At 65.0% G+C, this 17,702-nt stretch carries 18 protein-coding genes; 9 read left to right on the forward strand and 9 right to left on the reverse strand.

Annotation, left to right across the window (positions count from 1 at the left end):
* The first annotated feature begins 166 nt into the window (after window positions 1-166).
* Window positions 167-1,036: a L,D-transpeptidase gene (locus tag GGD61_RS34665; RefSeq protein ID WP_092260446.1), complete on the forward strand. Its 870-nt coding sequence runs from the start codon at window positions 167-169 to the stop codon at window positions 1,034-1,036.
* Between the two features lie 104 nt (window positions 1,037-1,140).
* On the opposite strand, the gene GGD61_RS34670 is transcribed toward GGD61_RS34665, so the two are convergent.
* Complete coding sequence (locus tag GGD61_RS34670) at window positions 1,141-1,785, reverse strand: NAD-dependent dehydratase (RefSeq protein ID WP_210311303.1); 645 nt, start codon at window positions 1,783-1,785, stop codon at window positions 1,141-1,143.
* A gap of 257 nt (window positions 1,786-2,042) precedes the next feature.
* Between GGD61_RS34670 and GGD61_RS34675 the strand changes: the two genes are divergently transcribed.
* From GGD61_RS34675 to GGD61_RS34710, 8 genes are all read left to right on the forward strand, one after another.
* Complete coding sequence (locus GGD61_RS34675) at window positions 2,043-3,206, forward strand: cytochrome P450 (protein ID WP_183231969.1); 1,164 nt, start codon at window positions 2,043-2,045, stop codon at window positions 3,204-3,206.
* 542 nt (window positions 3,207-3,748) lie between these two features.
* Window positions 3,749-4,699, forward strand: a complete 951-nt coding sequence (locus GGD61_RS34680) for a sulfonate ABC transporter substrate-binding protein (protein ID WP_183231970.1) — start codon at window positions 3,749-3,751, stop codon at window positions 4,697-4,699.
* Window positions 4,700-4,737: 38 nt separating this feature from the next.
* A complete protein-coding gene (locus GGD61_RS34685) occupies window positions 4,738-5,691 on the forward strand; it encodes a sulfonate ABC transporter substrate-binding protein (RefSeq protein WP_092260452.1) in 954 nt (317 codons plus the stop codon).
* A gap of 9 nt (window positions 5,692-5,700) precedes the next feature.
* Window positions 5,701-6,867, forward strand: a complete 1,167-nt coding sequence (ssuD, locus tag GGD61_RS34690) for an FMNH2-dependent alkanesulfonate monooxygenase (protein ID WP_183231971.1) — start codon at window positions 5,701-5,703, stop codon at window positions 6,865-6,867.
* Window positions 6,864-7,670, forward strand: a complete 807-nt coding sequence (locus GGD61_RS34695; RefSeq protein ID WP_183231972.1) for an ABC transporter permease subunit — start codon at window positions 6,864-6,866, stop codon at window positions 7,668-7,670. The genes ssuD and GGD61_RS34695 overlap by 4 nt, the downstream gene beginning before the upstream one ends.
* A gap of 17 nt (window positions 7,671-7,687) precedes the next feature.
* Window positions 7,688-8,530 (forward strand): ATP-binding cassette domain-containing protein, encoded by an 843-nt coding sequence (locus tag GGD61_RS34700; protein ID WP_183231973.1) that lies wholly within the window; start codon window positions 7,688-7,690, stop codon window positions 8,528-8,530.
* 34 nt (window positions 8,531-8,564) lie between these two features.
* Complete coding sequence (locus GGD61_RS34705) at window positions 8,565-9,146, forward strand: flavin reductase family protein (RefSeq protein ID WP_183231974.1); 582 nt, start codon at window positions 8,565-8,567, stop codon at window positions 9,144-9,146.
* Window positions 9,147-9,241: 95 nt separating this feature from the next.
* Window positions 9,242-9,400, forward strand: coding sequence for a hypothetical protein (locus GGD61_RS34710; RefSeq protein WP_018318398.1), 159 nt, complete (start codon window positions 9,242-9,244; stop codon window positions 9,398-9,400).
* 108 nt (window positions 9,401-9,508) lie between these two features.
* Here the strand turns inward: GGD61_RS34710 and GGD61_RS34715 are convergent, their stop codons facing one another.
* From GGD61_RS34715 to GGD61_RS34750, 8 genes are all read right to left on the reverse strand, one after another.
* A complete protein-coding gene (locus GGD61_RS34715) occupies window positions 9,509-10,657 on the reverse strand; it encodes a M20 family metallopeptidase (protein WP_183231975.1) in 1,149 nt (382 codons plus the stop codon).
* Between the two features lie 306 nt (window positions 10,658-10,963).
* Entirely contained in the window at window positions 10,964-12,349 is a 1,386-nt protein-coding gene (locus GGD61_RS34720; RefSeq protein WP_018318400.1) for a sigma-54-dependent Fis family transcriptional regulator, read from the reverse strand.
* A 33-nt stretch (window positions 12,350-12,382) separates the two neighbouring features.
* Window positions 12,383-12,733, reverse strand: a complete 351-nt coding sequence (gene fliN / locus GGD61_RS34725; RefSeq protein ID WP_018318401.1) for a flagellar motor switch protein FliN — start codon at window positions 12,731-12,733, stop codon at window positions 12,383-12,385.
* A 3-nt stretch (window positions 12,734-12,736) separates the two neighbouring features.
* Window positions 12,737-13,360 carry a FliH/SctL family protein gene (locus GGD61_RS34730; RefSeq protein WP_092260462.1) on the reverse strand — a complete coding sequence of 208 codons (624 nt, stop codon included), beginning with the start codon at window positions 13,358-13,360 and terminating at the stop codon, window positions 12,737-12,739.
* A complete protein-coding gene (gene fliG, locus GGD61_RS34735) occupies window positions 13,360-14,451 on the reverse strand; it encodes a flagellar motor switch protein FliG (protein WP_018318403.1) in 1,092 nt (363 codons plus the stop codon). Before fliG ends, GGD61_RS34730 begins: the two co-directional genes overlap by 1 nt.
* A gap of 73 nt (window positions 14,452-14,524) precedes the next feature.
* On the reverse strand, window positions 14,525-16,135 hold the full coding sequence (gene fliF, locus GGD61_RS34740) for a flagellar basal-body MS-ring/collar protein FliF (RefSeq protein ID WP_092260464.1): 1,611 nt from the start codon (window positions 16,133-16,135) through the stop codon (window positions 14,525-14,527).
* A gap of 192 nt (window positions 16,136-16,327) precedes the next feature.
* The gene (locus GGD61_RS34745; RefSeq protein WP_002714638.1) at window positions 16,328-16,603 is read right to left on the reverse strand and encodes a DUF1153 domain-containing protein; all 276 of its coding nucleotides are present in this window, start codon (window positions 16,601-16,603) and stop codon (window positions 16,328-16,330) included.
* Window positions 16,604-16,988: 385 nt separating this feature from the next.
* A complete protein-coding gene (locus GGD61_RS34750; RefSeq protein WP_092260466.1) occupies window positions 16,989-17,696 on the reverse strand; it encodes a flagellar hook assembly protein FlgD in 708 nt (235 codons plus the stop codon).
* Window positions 17,697-17,702: the final 6 nt, after the last annotated feature.

Here is a 17,702-nt window from a genome sequence, read left to right on the forward strand (position 1 = left end):
GCAATGCGCGCCGACAAAACCGATCTGAGCTTCGAAGCAATGATCAACCTGACCGCCGCCGTGATAAACTCAAGATGAATCCAAACAGACCCTAGGCGGCATCGCTTCGAAGTTTCTTAAATTTTGCTGGGTACCTCTTCAGGGCACAGTGACCTGGGGAAACAGTATGGGTAAGCGGGCGAAACGTGGAAAGGCAGAGGCCCTCGCAATACCCATGGCCGCGAGAGTTGCAATTGGCGCCGTGGCCGTCGCCGCATTGGGTTACGGTTTGCTGTCAGGCCCGGCGAGCGTGCAGCCGGTACGCAAGCCGTCCCCACAGGAAGCCAAGGCATCGTCAAGTCCGGTTTACGTGGCGCCCCCGGTTCATGCATCCGCGCCGGCGGTAGCTCCGGCTCCGATTCCGGCCCCCGCGCCTTTGGTCGAACCACCAAAAGCCGACGCTGATGGTCCCGGAGCATTGGTCCGGCAGGTGGTTGACTACGCCAGCCGCCAGACGCCGGGCACCGTGATCATCGATACCAAGAACACATTCCTCTATTTGGTTCTGAACGACACCCAGGCGTTGCGCTACGGCATCGGTGTCGGCCGCGAGGGGTTCACATGGTCCGGTGAGCAGACTGTGGCCCGCAAGGCGGAATGGCCGGATTGGCATCCGCCTGCGGAGATGGTCTCGCGTCAGCCTTATCTGCCGCGGTTCATGGCAGGTGGCCCCGGCAATCCGCTGGGCGCGCGGGCGATGTATCTCGGCGAGACGGAATATAGGATTCACGGCACCAACAAGCCCGATACGATCGGCAAGCGGGTGTCGTCCGGCTGTATCCGCCTGACCAATGAGGACGTCATGGACCTCTATGAGCGGGTGAAGGTCGGCGCGAAAGTGATCGTGCTTCCGGCAAGCGTTGCCCGCAGACCATCCCAGGGCACGCCGGCCGACGCCGCGTTCCGGTTGCCGGACCCTGCATCGCCATCGAAGCGGCCCTTGGCAGCCAACGCGCAGATGCTGCCATCCGGAGCGACGATCGCCGAGGCCCGGTAACTCCAAGGATCTAGCTCCAAGGATCTAGCTCCAAAGGTCTGGGCTCCAAGGGTGAGCAGAGCGCCGCGCAGCATCGTCCGGCACGCGCTGCTGGACCCGCGGTGTCAGCTGCCGCCTTCTGCCAGTTGCCCCGCTCCAATGACGTGCTTTCCTGGTTCGCCGGCAACAGCCGCCTCGATGAGCTGCCGGGCCACGTTGGTCACCGGGCTTACACGCGCAACCCGCGGCAACAGGGGGGACGCGAAGTTTAGGACGTTCCGCACTGCTCGCTGTACCGGCCTGCTTTCGGCACGCTCGCCATCCAGGAAGCCTGGCCGCAGGATCGTCAGGGACGGGAAAGCGAGCGCCCCGATCGCCTCTTCCACCTCGCCCTTCGTCCGCGTGTAGAGAAACAGGGATCGTGGGTCGGCGCCCAAGGACGATACCAGCGCGAATCGGCCGACTCCAGCGTCGCGCAGCCGCCGCGCGATCAGCAGCACAAGTTCGTAATCGACCGCTCGAAAAGCTGCTGCCGACCCTGCCGCCGCCCGCGTCGTTCCGAGCGTGCAGATTGCGCCGTCGGCTCGCCATTCCTCACCGCCGGCACCAGCAATCAGATCATCGAGCCGAGGATTCGCGACCCGCTCCTCGGGCCGCAGCGCACGCCGCGTCGGCGCGATGATGCGCGTGATGCGTGGGTCCGCAAGAGCAAGCGTCATCGCGCGGCCGCCAACCAGCCCGGTCGCGCCTACGATGAGCAATGTGGTCATGACTATCCCGTTTCGGCTTTGCAGGCCAAGTGTACAGGAACCGGTCGCCACGGCAAATTCGATGCCTGCGTCGCGACAATCTCCAAGTCCGGCACATATCGAAGTTGTGAGCCACGGGGAATTCCTTGCCGTTTTGTCCCGCCAACCGGACTTACACGTAAATGCTCTCCTGCCGTGTGTCCCCATCGCTAGGGACAGACGCCGGCCGCGGAGTTCGCTAGTCTGGCCTCTAGGATACGACATCCGGAGAGGCCGCTTTGAGCACCGCGCCGCGCATCGACATCGACCCGGCCGCATTCTGGGCCGATCCCTATCCGATGCTCGCGAAGATGCGGAAAGAAGCTCCCATCGCGTTCGTGCCGCAGCTCGGCTCGACGCTGCTGACCAGCCGCGACGACATCTCGATCTCCGAGAAGCAGATCGACGTGTTCTCCTCACACCAGCCCGCGGGCCTGATGAACCGGCTGATGGGCCACAACATGATGCGCAAGGACGGCGAAGCGCATCAGGTCGAGCGCCGCGCGATGTTCCCGACGGTGTCGCCGAAGACGGTGAAGGCGCATTGGACCGCGCTGTTCCAGGCGCATGCCGACCGCATCCTCGATGCGATCGAGCCGGGGCGGATCGACTTCATGCGCGATTTCGCGCTGCCGTTCTCCGGCGAATGCCTGAAGTCGATCACTGGCCTCACCAATATCGGCTTTGGCGACATGGACGCGTGGTCGCAGGGCATGATCGAGGGCATCGCCAACTATGCCGGCGACCCTGAGGTCGAGGCGCGCTGCCACGCGGCGACGTCGGGCATCGATGCCGCGATCGACGACATCCTGCCGGCGATGCGCAAGCATCCCGACCAGAGCATTTTGGGCGTGCTGCTCGCCTCCGGCATGCCGATGGAGAGCGTGCGCGCGAACGTCAAGCTCGCGATCTCGGGCGGCCAGAACGAGCCGCGCAAGGCGATCGCTGGCACGGTGTGGGCGCTGCTGACCCATCCCGAGCAGCTCGATCTGGTGCGCAGGGGCGAGGTGACCTGGCTCGAGGCGTTCGAGGAATATGCCCGCTGGATCTCGCCCATCGGCATGTCGCCGCGCCGCATCGCCAAGCCGTGGAGCATCCGCGACGTCGCCTTCGAGACGGACGAGCGCGTGTTCCTGATGTTCGGCTCCGCCAATCGCGACGAGACGCATTTTGAGCGCGCGGATCAGTTCGACGTGCGGCGCGATACGACCAAGAGCGTCGCCTTCGGCGCCGGCCCGCATTTCTGCGCCGGCGCGTGGGCCTCCCGCGCCATGATCGCCGACGTCGCGCTGCCGACCGTGTTCGCGCGGGCGAGGCAGCTCGAGATCGCCGACGACGAGCCGGTGCGGATCGGCGGCTGGGCGTTTCGCGGGCTGCAGAATTTGCCGGTGCGGTGGCATTAGCTTGCAGCGCGAAGCCTCGCCGCAAGGACGGTGTCATCGCTCGGCCTTGTGCGCAATTGCGCACTGGAGCGGGCGATCCAGTACGCCGCGGCAGTCATGTGAAGTATTGACGTCTCTGGAATACTGGATTCCCCGCCTACGCGGGGAATGACAGCGGAGGTGGTGGCGGGAGCTTCACGCCACGACAGCTCCTACTCCGCGATCATGCCATCATGCTCCTGTTTTGCCCGACGGAGCAATCGGTATCGCCTGCCGCGCAAGTCGCCTGCCACGTAAGTCATTGATCCCGCTATTGCCGGCTACTGTGCATGGGGTTGTTTTCGGACTTTTTGAGTCTCGGGGGTGGCGCGCGCGCTTCTCACATTCGCGTGCAGAAAAAATCCCTCTGCATCATCGCGGCCGCTTGAAAGATTAATCATGCGCGCTGCCGCGCGCGCAGTGCGCGCATCGCTATTTTTCCGGCCGTCTCGACACCTCCGACAACCCGCACCATCATTCCCGAACTGGAATGAATGACGGCCGCGCTCGGCCGGGAGTGTGGAATGCAGCGTCGTGACTTTCTCAAGCTCTCCATCGGAACTGCGGCGGCCGCTGCGTTCGCCTCGCCTGTAATCGCGCAAGGCGCGGTGAAGGAAATTCGTATCGGCTATCAGAAGAACGGCGTGCTGGTCATCGCGCGCCAGCAGGCCGCGCTGGAAAAACATTTCGTGCCCCTGGGCATCGAGGTGAAATGGGTCGAGTTCTCCTCGGGCCCGCCGATGATGGAAGCGATGAATGTCGGCAGTGTCGATTACGGCGCAGTTGGCGATTCCCCGCCGGTGTTCGCGCAGGCAGCTGGTGCCGCGATCGTCTATGCCGCGGGCCAGCCCATCACCAACGGCCAGGGCATTCTGGTGCCGAAGGATTCGCCGATCCGCGCCATCACTGAGCTGAAAGGCAGGCGCATCGGCTTCACCAAGGGCTCCAGCGCGCACAACATCGTGGTGCAGACGCTGGAGAAGGCGGGCCTGACCTATGCCGACATCACACCGGTCTATCTGACGCCGCCGGACGCGGGCCCCGCCTTTGCCAATGGCAGCATCGAGGCCTGGGCGATCTGGGATCCGTATTTCGCGATCGGCGAGACCAGACAGAACGGCCGCATCCTGATCAATGCGCGCGAGGTCACCAAGACCAATTCCTTCTACATCGCCAACCGCGACTTCGCGAAGAACCACGGCGCGATCCTGCAGCAGATCGTCGACGTCACCACCGCGACCGCCAGATGGGCCGAGCAGCATCGCGACGAGGTCGCGAAGTCTCTCGCCGCGGTGACCGGCATTCCGCTGGAGATCCAGACCATCGCGGCGAACCGGTCGTCCTTCGTCGTCGGCCCCGTCACCGACGATATCGTCACGACGCAGCAGGGCGTCGCCGATCGCTTCTACAAGCTCGGCCTGATCCCGAAGCCGATCGCGATCCGCGACATCGTCTGGCGCAATCCGGCAGCCTGATCGTGCCGACCAGCCTTCCCACACACAGGGGTTTGAACATGAGGCGTATCATCCAGCGTCTGATCGCGGCCGTGGTGCTGTCGATCGGTATCGTCGCCGCCGCGGTCGGCACGTCCTATGGTCAGGACAAGGTGGTCCGCATCGGCTACCAGAAATACGGCAAGCTGGTGCTGCTCAAGAGCAGGGGCACGCTGGAGCCGAAGCTCGCCGCCGACGGCTACAAGGTGGTGTGGACCGAATTTCCCTCCGGACCGCCGCTGCTCGAAGCACTCAATGTCGGCGCGATCGATTTCGGCAACACCGGCGAAGCCCCGCCGATCTTTGCGCAGGCCGCCGGCGCGCCGATCCAGTACGTCGCCTATGAGCCGCCGGCGCCGAAGGGCGAGGCGATCCTGGTGCCGAAGGACAGCCCGCTGAAATCGGTCGCTGACCTCAAGGGCAAGAAGGTCGCGCTCAACAAGGGCTCCAACGTCCACTACCTCCTGGTCAAGGCGCTGGAGAAGGCCGGCGTGAAATATTCTGAAGTTGAGCCGGTGTTCCTGGCGCCGGCCGATGCGCGCGCCGCCTTCGAGCGCGGCGCGGTCGATGCCTGGGTGATCTGGGATCCGTTCCAGGCCGCCGCGGAAGCGGCCACAGGCGCGCGCACGCTCGCAGACGGCTCCGGCATCGTCGCCAACTACCAATTCTATTTCTCTTCGAAGAAATTCCTCGATGCCAATCCTGAGATCGTCGACGCCGTGCTCGCCGAGCTCAGCACGGTCGATGATTGGGCCAGGGGCGACATCCATGCGGTGGCGGAGCAGCTTGCTCCGGCAATCGGTCTGTCCGTGCCGGTCGTCGAGGTGGCATTGAAGCGGCAGTCCTACGGCATCAAACCGATCACGGATGCCGTCATCGCCGACCAGCAGCAGGTGGCCGACGCGTTCTTCGCGCTGGGCCTGATCCCCAAATCCATCAAGATTTCTGACGTCGCGCGGAAATCCGGTTCGTGAGCGCAAGTCATGACAAAGCAACCCAACGCCAACATCCTCTGGTTCCTGCCGACCCACGGTGACGGCCGCTATCTCGGCACAGGCATCGGCGGCCGCGAGGTCAATTTCAACTATCTGCGCCAGATCGCGCAGGCCGCCGACCAGCTCGGCTATTTCGGCGTGCTGCTGCCGACCGGGCGCTCTTGCGAGGATTCCTGGATCGTCGCCTCGTCAGTTGCGCCGTTCACCGAACGGCTGCGCTATCTCGTCGCCGTCCGGCCCGGCCTGCAATCGCCTGGTGTCGCCGCGCGCATGACGGCGACGCTCGATCGCGTCACGGGCGGCCGGCTGCTCGTCAACGTCGTCACCGGCGGCGATCCCGTCGAGAACAAGGGCGACGGCATCTTCCTCGGCCATGACGAGCGCTACGAGTTCACCCGCGAGTTCCTCAACGTCTATAGCGATCTGCTCGCCGGCAAGACCGTCAATGTCGAGGGCAAGCACATCCATGTCGAGGGCGGCAAGCTGCTGTTTCCGCCGGTGCAGTCGCCGCGCCCGCCGCTCTATTTCGGCGGCTCGTCCGATGCCGGCATCGACGTCGCCGTCGATACCGTCGACAAATATCTCACCTGGGGCGAGCCGCCGGCGCTGGTGGCCGAGAAGATCGCGAAGGTGCGGGAGGTCGCAAGCGCGCGCGGCCGCAAGCTGTCCTTCGGCATCCGCCTTCATGTCATTGTTCGCGAGACCAACGAGGAAGCCTGGCGTGCCGCGAACGAGCTGATCAAGCATGTCAGCGACGACACCATCGCGCTGGCGCAGAAGAATTTTGCCCGCATGGACTCCGTCGGCCAGCAGCGCATGGCGCAGCTTCACGGCGGCAAGCGCGACAAGCTCGAGATCGCACCGAACCTCTGGGCCGGCGTCGGCCTCGTGCGCGGCGGTGCCGGGACGGCGCTGGTCGGCGATGCCGAGACCGTCGCGGCCCGCATCAGGGAGTATCAGGACATCGGCATCGATACCTTCATCATGTCGGGCTACCCGCATCTGGAGGAGGCCTATCGCTTTGCCGAGCTGGTATTCCCGCTGCTCTCGCTCGAGCAGTCCTCCAACGTGACCAGGCTGCATTTCAACGGCGGTCCGTTCGGCGAGACGGTCGGCAGCGATTTCCGTCCGCAACATCGGGTGTCGCAGTCATGAGCGTGATCGACAGCGTTTCACTCCCGCGCAGCCTTCGTTTGCCGCGGATCGACGGCCTGATCCAGTGGATCGTGCCGCTCGCCATCATCTTGCTCTGGCAGGTCGCCAGCGTCACCGGCTTCGTGCCGACCCGGGTGCTGCCGGCCCCGAGCGACGTCCTGCTCTCCGGCTGGAAGTTGCTGCTCTCCGGCGAGCTCGTTCGCAACATCTGGGTTTCGTTCTGGCGCGCTTCGATCGGCTTTTTGATCGGCGGCAGCATCGGCTTCGCGTTCGGGCTCGCCAACGGCCTGTCGCAGCTCTCGGCAAAGCTCACCGACACCACGTTGCAGATGGTGCGCAACGTGCCGCATCTGGCGCTGATCCCGCTCGTCATCCTCTGGTTCGGCATCGACGAGAGCGCAAAACTGTTCCTGGTGGCGCTGGGCGTGTTCTTCCCGATCTACCTCAACACGCTGCACGGCATCCGCACCGTCGATCCGCAGCTGATCGAGATGGGCCGCATCTACGGCATGACCGACGGCGAACTGTTCCGTCGCGTGATCTTCCCGGGTGCGCTGCCGTCGATCTTCGTCGGCATCCGCTTCGCGCTCGGCATCATGTGGCTGACGCTGATCGTCGCCGAGACCATCGCGGCCTCGTCGGGCCTCGGCTACATGGCGATGCAGGCGCGCGAGTTCATGCTGATCGACGTCGTCGTGCTCTCGATCCTGATCTACGCCCTGCTCGGCAAGCTCGCCGACAGCGCATCCCGCGTGCTGGAGCGTTTGACGCTCTCCTGGCACCCCGCCTTCCAGAAACGTTGAGACATACTGGGAATCACATGCAGACAGCCGTTCGTACGTCCCTTCCCGAAACCGAGCTCGCCAGCCGCGTCAATTTTGCGCCTCACGCCCGCATAGTGCGCGAGGTGCAGAGCAGCGGCCTGCCGCTCAGCATCCGGGGCTTGCGCAAATCCTTCGGCAGCAACGAGGTGCTGCGCGGTATCGATTTGCACATCCCCGCCGGCCAGTTCGTCGCCATCGTGGGAAAAAGCGGTTGCGGCAAGAGCACGCTGCTGCGCTTGATCGCGGGCCTCGACAAGATCGATGCCGGCAGCATCAGCTTCGGCCAGGACACTCAACCAAAAGACATTCAGCCTGAGGACATCCGCGTGATGTTCCAGGAGCCGCGGCTGTTGCCCTGGGCCCGCGTGCTGGGCAATGTCGAGGTCGGTCTCGGCCGCGATCGCACTTCCGCCGATGCGCACGCGCGCGCCGAGAAGGCGCTGGCCGAGGTTGGTCTCGCCGACAAGCGCGACCAGTGGCCCTCGGTGCTGTCGGGCGGACAGAAGCAGCGCGTCGCGCTCGGCCGCGCGCTGGTCTCGAGTCCCCGCGTGCTGGCCTTCGACGAGCCGCTCGGCGCGCTGGATGCTCTGACCCGGATCTCGATGCAGCGCCTTTTGGAGCGCGTCTGGCGCGATCAGGGCTTTACCGCGATTTTGGTGACCCATGACGTCGCCGAAGCCGTGGCGCTGGCGGACCGGGTGCTGGTGATCGAAGAGGGCCGCATCGCTCATGATGTCGTGGTTCACGCGGGCCGGCCGCGCCAGCGCGGCTCGGCCGAGCTTGCGGGTCTGGAAGGCTCGATCCTGAGCCACCTGTTGTCGGCGGACGATCGTACCTAAATACAAGGGAACCCCGCTTTCTGGGGACCATGCCATGAATGTAGTACCCCGCGATCTCATGACTGAAATCCCCGTCTCGTCCGCCGATTTCCGCGGCGCCATGCGCCATCTCACCGGCGGCGTCAGCGTCATCACGGCTGGGCGAGGCAACGACGTCACCGGCATGACGGTGACCTCGGTCACCTCGCTGTCGGTCGAGCCGCCGACGCTGCTGGTCAGCATCAACCGCGATGCCTCCTCCTTCCCCTTGATCCGGCGGCACAGCGCCTTCGGGGTGAATATCCTCAATGCCGACCAGCTCGATGTCGCCGAACGCTTTGCCGGCAAGGGCGGGCTGAAGGGCGCCGATCGTTTCAAGGGTGCCAAATGGGTGACGGCGGTCTCGGGCGCTCCGCTGCTCGTCGGCGCGCTGTCGGCCTTCGATTGCGAGGTTGAGGAGATCGTGGAGCGGCATTCGCACGGCATCGTCATCGGCCGTGTCAGGGACATCAGGAGCTCGGCGCGGACTGCGGCGCTGGCCTATTGGCACGGCCAGTACGTGGCGGTCGACCAGGACGAGGACGCCGCCAGGCTTGCCGAAGTGAGCGTTCCCGCGCACGGCCGGCGCGGCCTTTGATCGCGCGGGCAGGCGGGCCGGAAGGCTGGCCTTTTCCCCCTCATCGCTCTAGAAGCGCCTGAGCCTCCCGCCCGGGACGGCAATGGAGCGGATCGATGAAGCGCGTCGCGACCTGGGCGTTCTATGCCATCGGCGCGCTGGCGATCGCCTATCTCGCGCTCTACGCCTACGCGATGTTCTCGGGCCAGCCCGTGATCATCCCCGGCGATCCCATCCACATCTTCCGCAAGCCGGACGCGCCGAGTTATTCGTAGGCGAACGCGCGCGGTCCCGTAGGGTAGCGTGCCCACGACTTCCATCCAGCGCAGGCAAATCGTGGGCACGGCGCACGTGCGCCTTTGCCCACCCTACGGCACCTGCCTTCACCCCCGCAAAATCGCCAGCGCCAGCGCCTGCGCGCGCGGCACGATGCTGTCGATATCGAGATATTCCTCCGGCGTGTGCGCGAGCCCGCCGACCGGGCCCAGGCCGCAGATCGTCGGCGTACCGACCGCGGCGGTGAAACCGGAATCGGCGCAGCCTCCGGAGAACTCGCCCTGCAGCGTGGTGAGGCCGACCTCTCTTGCTGCGGCCTGATAGTTTTCGAACAGCGCCCTTGAATCCGCGCTCTGCACCACCGGCACGAACTCGCCCTTGATGGTCAGCGTCGCACGCGTGCCCGGCACGTAAGATTTCGCGACGATGGTCTGGATCGCGTCCATCACCCGGGCACGATCGGCCGGATCGACATAGCGCAGGTCGATCTGGCCCTCGGCGTAAGGCGCCGTGGTGTTGACGGATTGCCCGCCCGAGACCAGGCCGACATTGAGCGTGATGCCCTTGTGGAGATCCGTGAGTGCGTGAATCTGCACGATCTTGTGCGCGAGCTCGCCGATCGCGCTGACGCCGGCGGCGAAATTGGCGCCGGAATGCGCGGCTTTGCCGGTGATGCCGAGATGCATGAAGATGCCGCCCTTGCGCCCCGTCACGACGTTGCCGGTGGGGCGGCCCGGCTCGGAATTGAACACGGCACGGGCGGAGCGGCCTTCGCGCTCGATCACGGGCCGGGAGGAGGGCGAGCCGATCTCCTCGTCCGAGGTGATCAGCAGCTTGATCGGATGCGGGTTGCCGCCGAATTTGTGGAAGGCGGTGGCGACGAAGATGTTCATCACGACGCCGGACTTCATGTCGGCGACGCCGGGCCCATAGGCGCGGCCGTCCCTGATCGTGAACGGGCGCCGCTCAGCTTCGCCCTTGCCGAACACGGTGTCGCGATGGCCCATCAACAGCACTGGCTTCTCGTTGCTGCCGGGTTTTGAGACGTCGGCATGGATGGCGTCGCCGAAGCTGGCATTGGCCTCGCGCCGGAACGGAATGCCGTGCTCGGCAAAATGCCGCTCGAACCGCGCACCGACCGCATCGACGCCTTCCTTGTCATAGGACCCGGAATCGATGTTCACGACATCGCGCAGCAGATCGATCATCGCCTGCTTCTGCGATGCCAGCCAGTCCGTGATTTGAGCTTGAGACATGGAGTTCTCCGCGTTGGTTTTCATGCAGCTTATAGGGCGTTGTGCGGACGCGACCTAGTCGGAGAATGCGGTGCCGCCATGTCCACCGCCTTCGTCCCTGCGAACGCAGGGACCCATACCGCGGAATCTATCGGTTGACGGCGGTAGGAGTACCGAACGACGAGTCTTCGCCAAACGCCTTCCTGGGGTTATGGGTCCCTGCGTTCGCAGGGACGACAGCGGGAGCGCGGTGGGTTCGGTGCACAAACAAAATGCCCGGGACCAGCCCGGGCATTCGCGATTATCTCAACCAGAGTGGGCGCCGCCCTACGCCCCTATCATCGGCATCCGCGGATACTCGCCCGGCGTTCCCGCCGGGGTGATCGGGATGCCGCCGTCGGAATATTCGTTGAGCTTGTTGCGCAGCGTGCGGATCGAGATGCCGAGGATGTTGGCGGCATGGGTCCGGTTGCCGAGGCAATGCTTCAGCGTTTCCAGGATCAGGTCGCGCTCGACATCCGCAACCGTGCGGCCGACCAGCGCGCGCGTCACCTGTTCGGCGGCCATCGTGGCGTGCGCCACCGCCGGCGCGGTCTTGGCGAGGTCGAGGCGGTCGCCGTCCGGGGTGATGATGGCGTCGGGGCCGATCTCGTCGCCCTGCGCCATCAGCACCGCGCGGTGCATGGTGTTCTCGAGCTCGCGGACGTTGCCCTGCCAGCGGTTGGCCGAGAGCACGCGGCGCGCCTCCGCCGAAATCGGGCGCATCGGCACGCCGTTGGCCTCGGCATATTTCTTCACGAAATGCTGGGCGAGCTCCAGAATGTCGGCGGGGCGCTCGCGCAGCGGCGGGATCTTCAAGTTTACGACGTTGAGGCGGAACAGGAGGTCCTCGCGGAACGTGCCTTCACGCACCGCTTCCGCGAGGTTGCGGTTCGAGGTCGCGATGATGCGGATGTCGACCGGCACGGGCTTGGTGCCGCCGACGCGGTCGATCACGCGCTCCTGGATGGCGCGCAAGAGCTTGGATTGCAGGCGGACGTCCATCTCGGAGATTTCGTCGAGCAGCAGCGTGCCGCCGGTTGCCTCCTCGAACTTGCCGATGCGGCGCGCGACCGCGCCGGTGAAGGCGCCCTTCTCGTGGCCGAACAGCTCGGATTCCAGCAGATGCTCGGGGATCGCGGCGCAGTTGATCGAGATGAAGGGGCGCTTGGCGCGGGCTGAGCGGGTATGGACGTAGCGGGCCAGCACTTCCTTGCCCGTTCCGGACTCGCCGGTGACCATTACCGAAGCGTCCGAGCCGGCGATCTGCTGTGCCAGCTTGATCACCTTCGCCATCGCCTCGTCGCGATAGACCAGCTCGCGGGAATCGTTGGCGACCGCGGCCAGCACCGCGGCGATCAGCTCCGGCTCCGGCGGCAGCGGGATGTATTCCTTGGCGCCGGCGTGGATCGCGGCGACCGCGGCGCGGGCGTCGTTGGTGATGCCGCAGGCGACGATCGGGGCGTGGATGTGCTCGGCCTCGAGCCGCATCACGAGGTCGCGGATGTCGAGGGCGACGTCGACCAGCAGGAGGTCGGCGCCCTTGCCGCCGCGCAGCACGCGCATGGCCTGCTCGTGGTCCTCGGCATGGGTCACGGTGGCGCCGTTGTCCATCGCGATCTTGGTGGCGGTGGTGAGCTGGCCCTTCAATGTGCCAACGATGAGAAGCCGCATGTCAGTCTCCTGTCCGTCTGGTCGCGCGCGCTATCAGCTGCGTTCGGTCTTGATGATTTCGGTCATGGTCACGCCGAGCTTGTCCTCGACCAGGACGACTTCGCCGCGGGCGACCAGCTTGTTGTTGACGTAGATGTCGATGGCCTCGCCGACGCGGCGGTCGAGCTCGAGCACGGTGCCGGGTCCGAGCTTCAACAGCTCGCTGACGTCCATCTTCGAGCGGCCGAGCACGGCCGAGACCTGCACGGGAACGTCGAACACCGCCTCGAGGTCGGCGGCGGCGCGCGCCGCATATTCGTCCTCGTTGTAGCCGACGTCCGTGCCGGTGGGCGGCATCGGGCCGTTGAGATCGGGCAGCGGGACCTGTCCGTCGGTGTCGCTCATGGCTTAGCTCCCCCTGCGGGACGCGACATAGCGTCCAACCATTTCGTCGATCTTGGCCGCGATGGCGCCGCGCTCCAGCACGACGCCGCCATCGGCCCATTCGATCCGGCAGTCGCCGGTCGCAATCTCCGGCTCGGCCAGGATCACCAGCCGTCCTTCGAAGCCGCTTTGCTTGGCGAGCCGCTCGATCTTATCGCGTGCGCTGTCGTAGAGCGCGTCGTTGATGCGGACCACCAGATGCGGCGTCGCGACCAGATGCGAGAAGCAGTCCTTGACCAGTGCGACGATCTCGCCGAGCGGCTCGGCGGCGACCAGGTCGGCGCACAGCTTGCGCGCGACCGCCACCGCGACGTCGACCGCCTCGGTTTCCATCTTGGATTCGATGTTGCCGATGCCGGATGCGATGCCGCGGATGCCGATATTGATCTCTTCCATGGCAAGCGCGACGCGGCGGTCGCTCTCGGCCTTGGCCTCCTGCTGGCCGGCGGCAAAGCCGTCCTGATAGGCGCGCGCCTCGGCTTCCGCTACCTTCTGGGCGATCTCCGCGGCGGTCGCGGCCTTCTCGCGCGTCGTCCGCTCGGGCGCCGCGAAGTCGGTATCGAACAGGAATTTTGCCGGAGCGGCCATCAATACACCAGCTCGTCGTCGGCGCGGTTCTTGGTCAGCATGATCTCGCCCTTGGCAGCGAGGTCCTTGGCGAGGTTGACCAGCAGCGCCTGGGCCTCGTCGACGTCGCGCAGCCGGACCGGGCCCATTGCCGCCATGTCGTCCTGGAGCATCTTGGCCGCGCGCGATGACATGTTGCCGAAGAAGAAGTTGCGGACGTCCTCGTTGGCGCTCTTGAGTGCGACGCCGAGCTTGTCCTTGTCGACGTTGCGCATCAGCGTCTGGGCCGAACCGGAATCCAGCTTCACGAGGTCGTCGAAGGTGAACATCAGCGCCTTGATGCGCTCGGCCGATTCGCGGTTGTCCTCTTCCAGCGAGGTGATGAAGCGGGTCTCGGTCTGCCGGTCGAAATTGTTGAAGATTTCCGCCATCACCTCGTGGGCGTCGCGGCGGCGGGTCTGCGACAGGTTGGACATGAATTCGGTGCGCAGGGTCTTCTCCACGCTCTCGATCACCTCCTTCTGCACCGCTTCCATCTTCAGCATGCGATTGACGACGTCGAGCGCAAGCTCCTCGGGGAAGATGCCGAGCACGCGGGCGGCGTGCTCCGGCTTCAGCTTCGACAGCACCACCGCGATGGTCTGCGGATATTCGTTCTTGAGATAGTTGGCGAGCACCTCTTCCTGCACGTTGGAGAGCTTCTCCCACATGTTGCGCCCCGCGGGGCCGCGGATCTCGTCCATGATGCCGTTGACGCGCTCCGGCGGCAGGTATTGCTGCAGCAGCCGTTCGGTGGCGTCGAAATTGCCCATCAGCGCGCCCGATGCCGACATGCGCGAGACGAATTCCAGCAACATGTCCTCGACCGTGTCAACCTCGACGGTGCCGAGCGTCGACATCTCCAGCGAAAGCTGGCGCACTTCGTCGTCGTCGAGCATCGACCAGATCTTGCCGCCATACTGCTCGCCCAGCGCGAGCATCAGGATCGCGGCGCGCTTGGGTCCCGTCACCGCCTCGGTCTGGGCGCCGGCGCGGTTGCCGGCACGCTGGCCGAGCGTGGAGATCACGCTGGTGATGTCGTTCGAGTTGGCGTTTTGCAGACTGGCGGCCATGTCAGATCACTTCTTGATTCACTTGCTAGGACTACTTGGCTAGGACTACTTGGCTGGGATTACTTGACTGGGATCACTTGGCTGGTTCGGTCAGCCACTGGCGGATGATGGCGACGGTTTCGTTGGGGTTGCGCTCGGCGAGCTCGCCGACGCGATGAACGGACTGGGCGTGGACCTGGCCCTGGATGGTGGCGACGTCGATCGCGCTGGCGGTACCGCTCGGCAGCAGTGCCTGGCCGGCCGGCGCGCTCTCTTCCGAGGCCGCCGGGCCGGCAAGAACGCCGGAGATGGCGGCGGCGACTTCGTCGGAGGCCAGGATGCGCTTGACCAGCGGGCGGATCACCAGGAACAGCACGATCAGGCCGAGCAGCATCATCACGCCGAGCTCGACGAAGTACATGACGTCGTCCTTGGTGAACTGGAGCATGCCGAGGAAGCCGCCGGGCTCGCCGATCGGGGCAGTGGAGGGCGCATCCGCAAAGCGCAGATTGACGACCTCGACCTGGTCGCCGCGCTTTTGGTCGAAGCCGATCGCCGAGCGCACCAGCGTGGCGATGCGGTCGAGCTGCTCCTTGGTACGGTCCTGGTAAGCCAGCTCGCCCTTGTCGTTCTTGGAATAGATGCCGTCGACCAGCACCGCGACCGAGATGCGGTTGACCCGGCCGGCCTCGGTCACTTCGGTCTTGGTGGTGCGGGAGATCTCGTAATTGTTGGTCTCTTCGGACTTCTTGCTCTGGTCCTTGGCCGCGACGCCGTTGTTCTGCTGGTTGCCGGGCAGCTCGTTGTTGACGGTGACCTGGCCGTTGTTGTCGGCGGTCATGCTCTGCTCTTCGCGGGTCTGGCTCGAGCGCAGCACGCGGCCCTCGGGGTCGAACTTGTCCGAGGTCTGGGTGATCTTGTTGAAGTCGAAATCGGCGGAGAGCTGGACGCGGGCGCGGCCCGAGCCGACCACAGAGGAGACGATGTCCTCGACCTGCTTGCGCATCCGCTTCTCGAAGGAGATGCGGCGCTCGTCGCCGACCGCCTGCTCAGGATCGGTGGCGGCGCCGTCGGCAAGCAGCTGGCCGGCCTCGTCGACGATCGAGACGCGCTGCGGCTTCAGCCCGTTGACGGCGGAAGCGACGAGGTGGCGGATGGCGCGGATCTGCTGGGCTTCCAGCGAGCCGCGGACGCGGACCACGATCGAGGCCGACGGCTCCGGCGCCTCGCGCGCAAACAGCGGGCGCTCGGGTAGCACCAGATGGACGCGGGCGGCCTGGATGCGGTCGATGGCGCGGATGGTGCGGGCGAGCTCGCCTTCCAGCGCGCGGAGGTGATTGATGTTCTGGACGAAGGAGGTGGTGCCGAGCGCGTCCGACTTGTCGAACACCTCGTAGCCGACGCCGCCGCCCTTGGGCAGGCCGCCCTCGGCGAGCTTCATCCGCAGGCGGGTGACCTTGTCCTTGGGCACCATGATGATGCTGCCCTCGTTGCGGATCTCGAACTGGATGCCCTGGCGCTCCAGGTCCTTGATAATGCCGGAGGAATCCTCGACGCTGAGGTCGGTGAACAGCGTCGTCATCTGCGGCGTGGTGACGCGCATGATGACGAACGCGAAAAAGCCGATGAGCGCGGCGGTGACCGCGATCATCGCCCCGAACCGGGCGGCGCCGATACTCTTCAAAAAGTCCGCAAGACCTTGCAAGCAACCGCCCCAACAGATTCGGCCGCTTTCACCGGAAAGGCCGACTGGGCAATTATTGCCTAGGTGATGGTTTCGATATGGTTAACGAAGGTTAAGAGGTCGGACAAAAGTCGCGCAAAGGGCGGATATGAAAAAAATCGGCCTCGCAGGGCGAGGCCGATTTTCGTCAAAAGCCGCAGATTTCCGGATCGCCTACTGGCGATATTGCTGGATGCGGGTGGTGCGAAGACCCGCCAGACCATGCTGGTCGATGGAAAACTGCCAGGAGAGGAATTCGTCGACCGTCAGGGTATAACGGCTACAGGCCTCCTCGAGCGAGAGAAGTCCACCACGGACGGCGGCGACGACTTCGGCCTTGCGGCGGATGACCCAGCGTTTGGTGCCGGGTGCAGGCAGATCCGCGATCGTCAACGGACTGCCGTCCGGCCCGATGACGTATTTTACCCTCGGGCGATGGGGTTCTGTCATGGCGTACTCACAAACTCTCAACCACTGAACTCACGCCCGTAACCCTACGCCCGGCGGCTTAAAAATCCGCTAAGCCTAAGGCTTCAATACAATTCTCGTTGAAAATGGCTGGAACGGCGCCGTGTCGGCCGGCGGAACGGTGGAATCCGGGCCGGTCGAGGGGGTCTTCGTAAATACTTTACTAACGAATGGAGCCGGGGCGCGTCGCCGCAAGGCCCTCAATGTCGTCCCTGCCAAAGCAGGGACCCATACCGCGTGATTCATCGATGAGACGCGGGCAGCAGTACCAAGAATGACTTCCTAACCCCTGGTCTTCGCCAAACTTCTCCCTGGGGCCATGGATCCCCGCGTTCGCGGGGATGACGTTTGGCGCGCGGCGCGCACCTTAATTGCTGCTGGTGGCGATGATGCTCTTCACCTGGCTCAGGGTGTAGCTGGCGCCGTCGATGGTGAGCAGGGGCGGCGACTGGGTCAGGTCGACCGACGACACGACGCCTTGCACCTGGGCGGCGATGCCGACAGTGTTGTTGGCGACGTCCTTGCCCGTCGCCGTGATCGTGTACTTGCCGTCGGGCCATTGCGTGCCGTCATTGCCCATGCCGTTCCAGGTGAAGGGAATGTCGGTGCCGGCGGCGGCGGTATATTTGCCGGTGAACACGGTCTGGCCGCTGGCATTGGCGACGGTGATGTCGACGGTGGAGTCGGTCGGCACGTTGAGATGCCAGGTGGCTGTCGACTTGGTCATGCTCGCGGTCGAGCCGTCGACCAGGGCGGTCTTGCCGACGAAGCCCAGCGCCTGGGTCGCCTGCGTGGTCTGCTGCAGGGTGACGAGCTGCGACAGCGCATCGTTGGTCTTGAGCTGCTGCTCGACGCCGGCGAACTGCACCAGCTGCTGGGTGAACTGGTTGGTGTCGAGCGGATCCAGCGGGTTCTGGTTCTGCAGCTGCGTCGTCAGCAGCGTCAGGAAGGTCTGGAAATTGCCGGCGAGCGTCGATCCCGTGGTCGAGCTCAGCGAGTTCGACGAGGAGGATTTCGGCAGGTCGGTCGTCCCGGAGACGACAGCAGGAGCGGTAGCGCCAGTCGTAGTGGTCATGTCGGA

Origin of the sequence: Bradyrhizobium sp. SBR1B (genome assembly GCF_014198205.1) — a bacterium.
Taxonomy (GTDB): domain Bacteria; phylum Pseudomonadota; class Alphaproteobacteria; order Rhizobiales; family Xanthobacteraceae; genus Bradyrhizobium.

What these genes read in the sequence shown, in the direction of transcription:
- GGD61_RS34665 (WP_092260446.1), top strand. Translation starts at nt 167, where the DNA reads ATGGGTAAGCGGGCGAAACGTGGAAAGGCAGAGGCCCTCGCAATACCC.
- GGD61_RS34670 (WP_210311303.1), bottom strand. Translation starts at nt 1,785, where the DNA reads ATGACCACATTGCTCATCGTAGGCGCGACCGGGCTGGTTGGCGGCCGC.
- GGD61_RS34680 (WP_183231970.1), top strand. Translation starts at nt 3,749, where the DNA reads ATGCAGCGTCGTGACTTTCTCAAGCTCTCCATCGGAACTGCGGCGGCC.
- GGD61_RS34685 (WP_092260452.1), top strand. Translation starts at nt 4,738, where the DNA reads ATGAGGCGTATCATCCAGCGTCTGATCGCGGCCGTGGTGCTGTCGATC.
- ssuD (WP_183231971.1), top strand. Translation starts at nt 5,701, where the DNA reads ATGACAAAGCAACCCAACGCCAACATCCTCTGGTTCCTGCCGACCCAC.
- GGD61_RS34695 (WP_183231972.1), top strand. Translation starts at nt 6,864, where the DNA reads ATGAGCGTGATCGACAGCGTTTCACTCCCGCGCAGCCTTCGTTTGCCG.
- GGD61_RS34700 (WP_183231973.1), top strand. Translation starts at nt 7,688, where the DNA reads ATGCAGACAGCCGTTCGTACGTCCCTTCCCGAAACCGAGCTCGCCAGC.
- GGD61_RS34705 (WP_183231974.1), top strand. Translation starts at nt 8,565, where the DNA reads ATGAATGTAGTACCCCGCGATCTCATGACTGAAATCCCCGTCTCGTCC.
- GGD61_RS34710 (WP_018318398.1), top strand. Translation starts at nt 9,242, where the DNA reads ATGAAGCGCGTCGCGACCTGGGCGTTCTATGCCATCGGCGCGCTGGCG.
- GGD61_RS34715 (WP_183231975.1), bottom strand. Translation starts at nt 10,657, where the DNA reads ATGTCTCAAGCTCAAATCACGGACTGGCTGGCATCGCAGAAGCAGGCG.
- GGD61_RS34720 (WP_018318400.1), bottom strand. Translation starts at nt 12,349, where the DNA reads ATGCGGCTTCTCATCGTTGGCACATTGAAGGGCCAGCTCACCACCGCC.
- fliN (WP_018318401.1), bottom strand. Translation starts at nt 12,733, where the DNA reads ATGAGCGACACCGACGGACAGGTCCCGCTGCCCGATCTCAACGGCCCG.
- GGD61_RS34730 (WP_092260462.1), bottom strand. Translation starts at nt 13,360, where the DNA reads ATGGCCGCTCCGGCAAAATTCCTGTTCGATACCGACTTCGCGGCGCCC.
- fliG (WP_018318403.1), bottom strand. Translation starts at nt 14,451, where the DNA reads ATGGCCGCCAGTCTGCAAAACGCCAACTCGAACGACATCACCAGCGTG.
- GGD61_RS34745 (WP_002714638.1), bottom strand. Translation starts at nt 16,603, where the DNA reads ATGACAGAACCCCATCGCCCGAGGGTAAAATACGTCATCGGGCCGGAC.
- GGD61_RS34750 (WP_092260466.1), bottom strand. Translation starts at nt 17,696, where the DNA reads ATGACCACTACGACTGGCGCTACCGCTCCTGCTGTCGTCTCCGGGACG.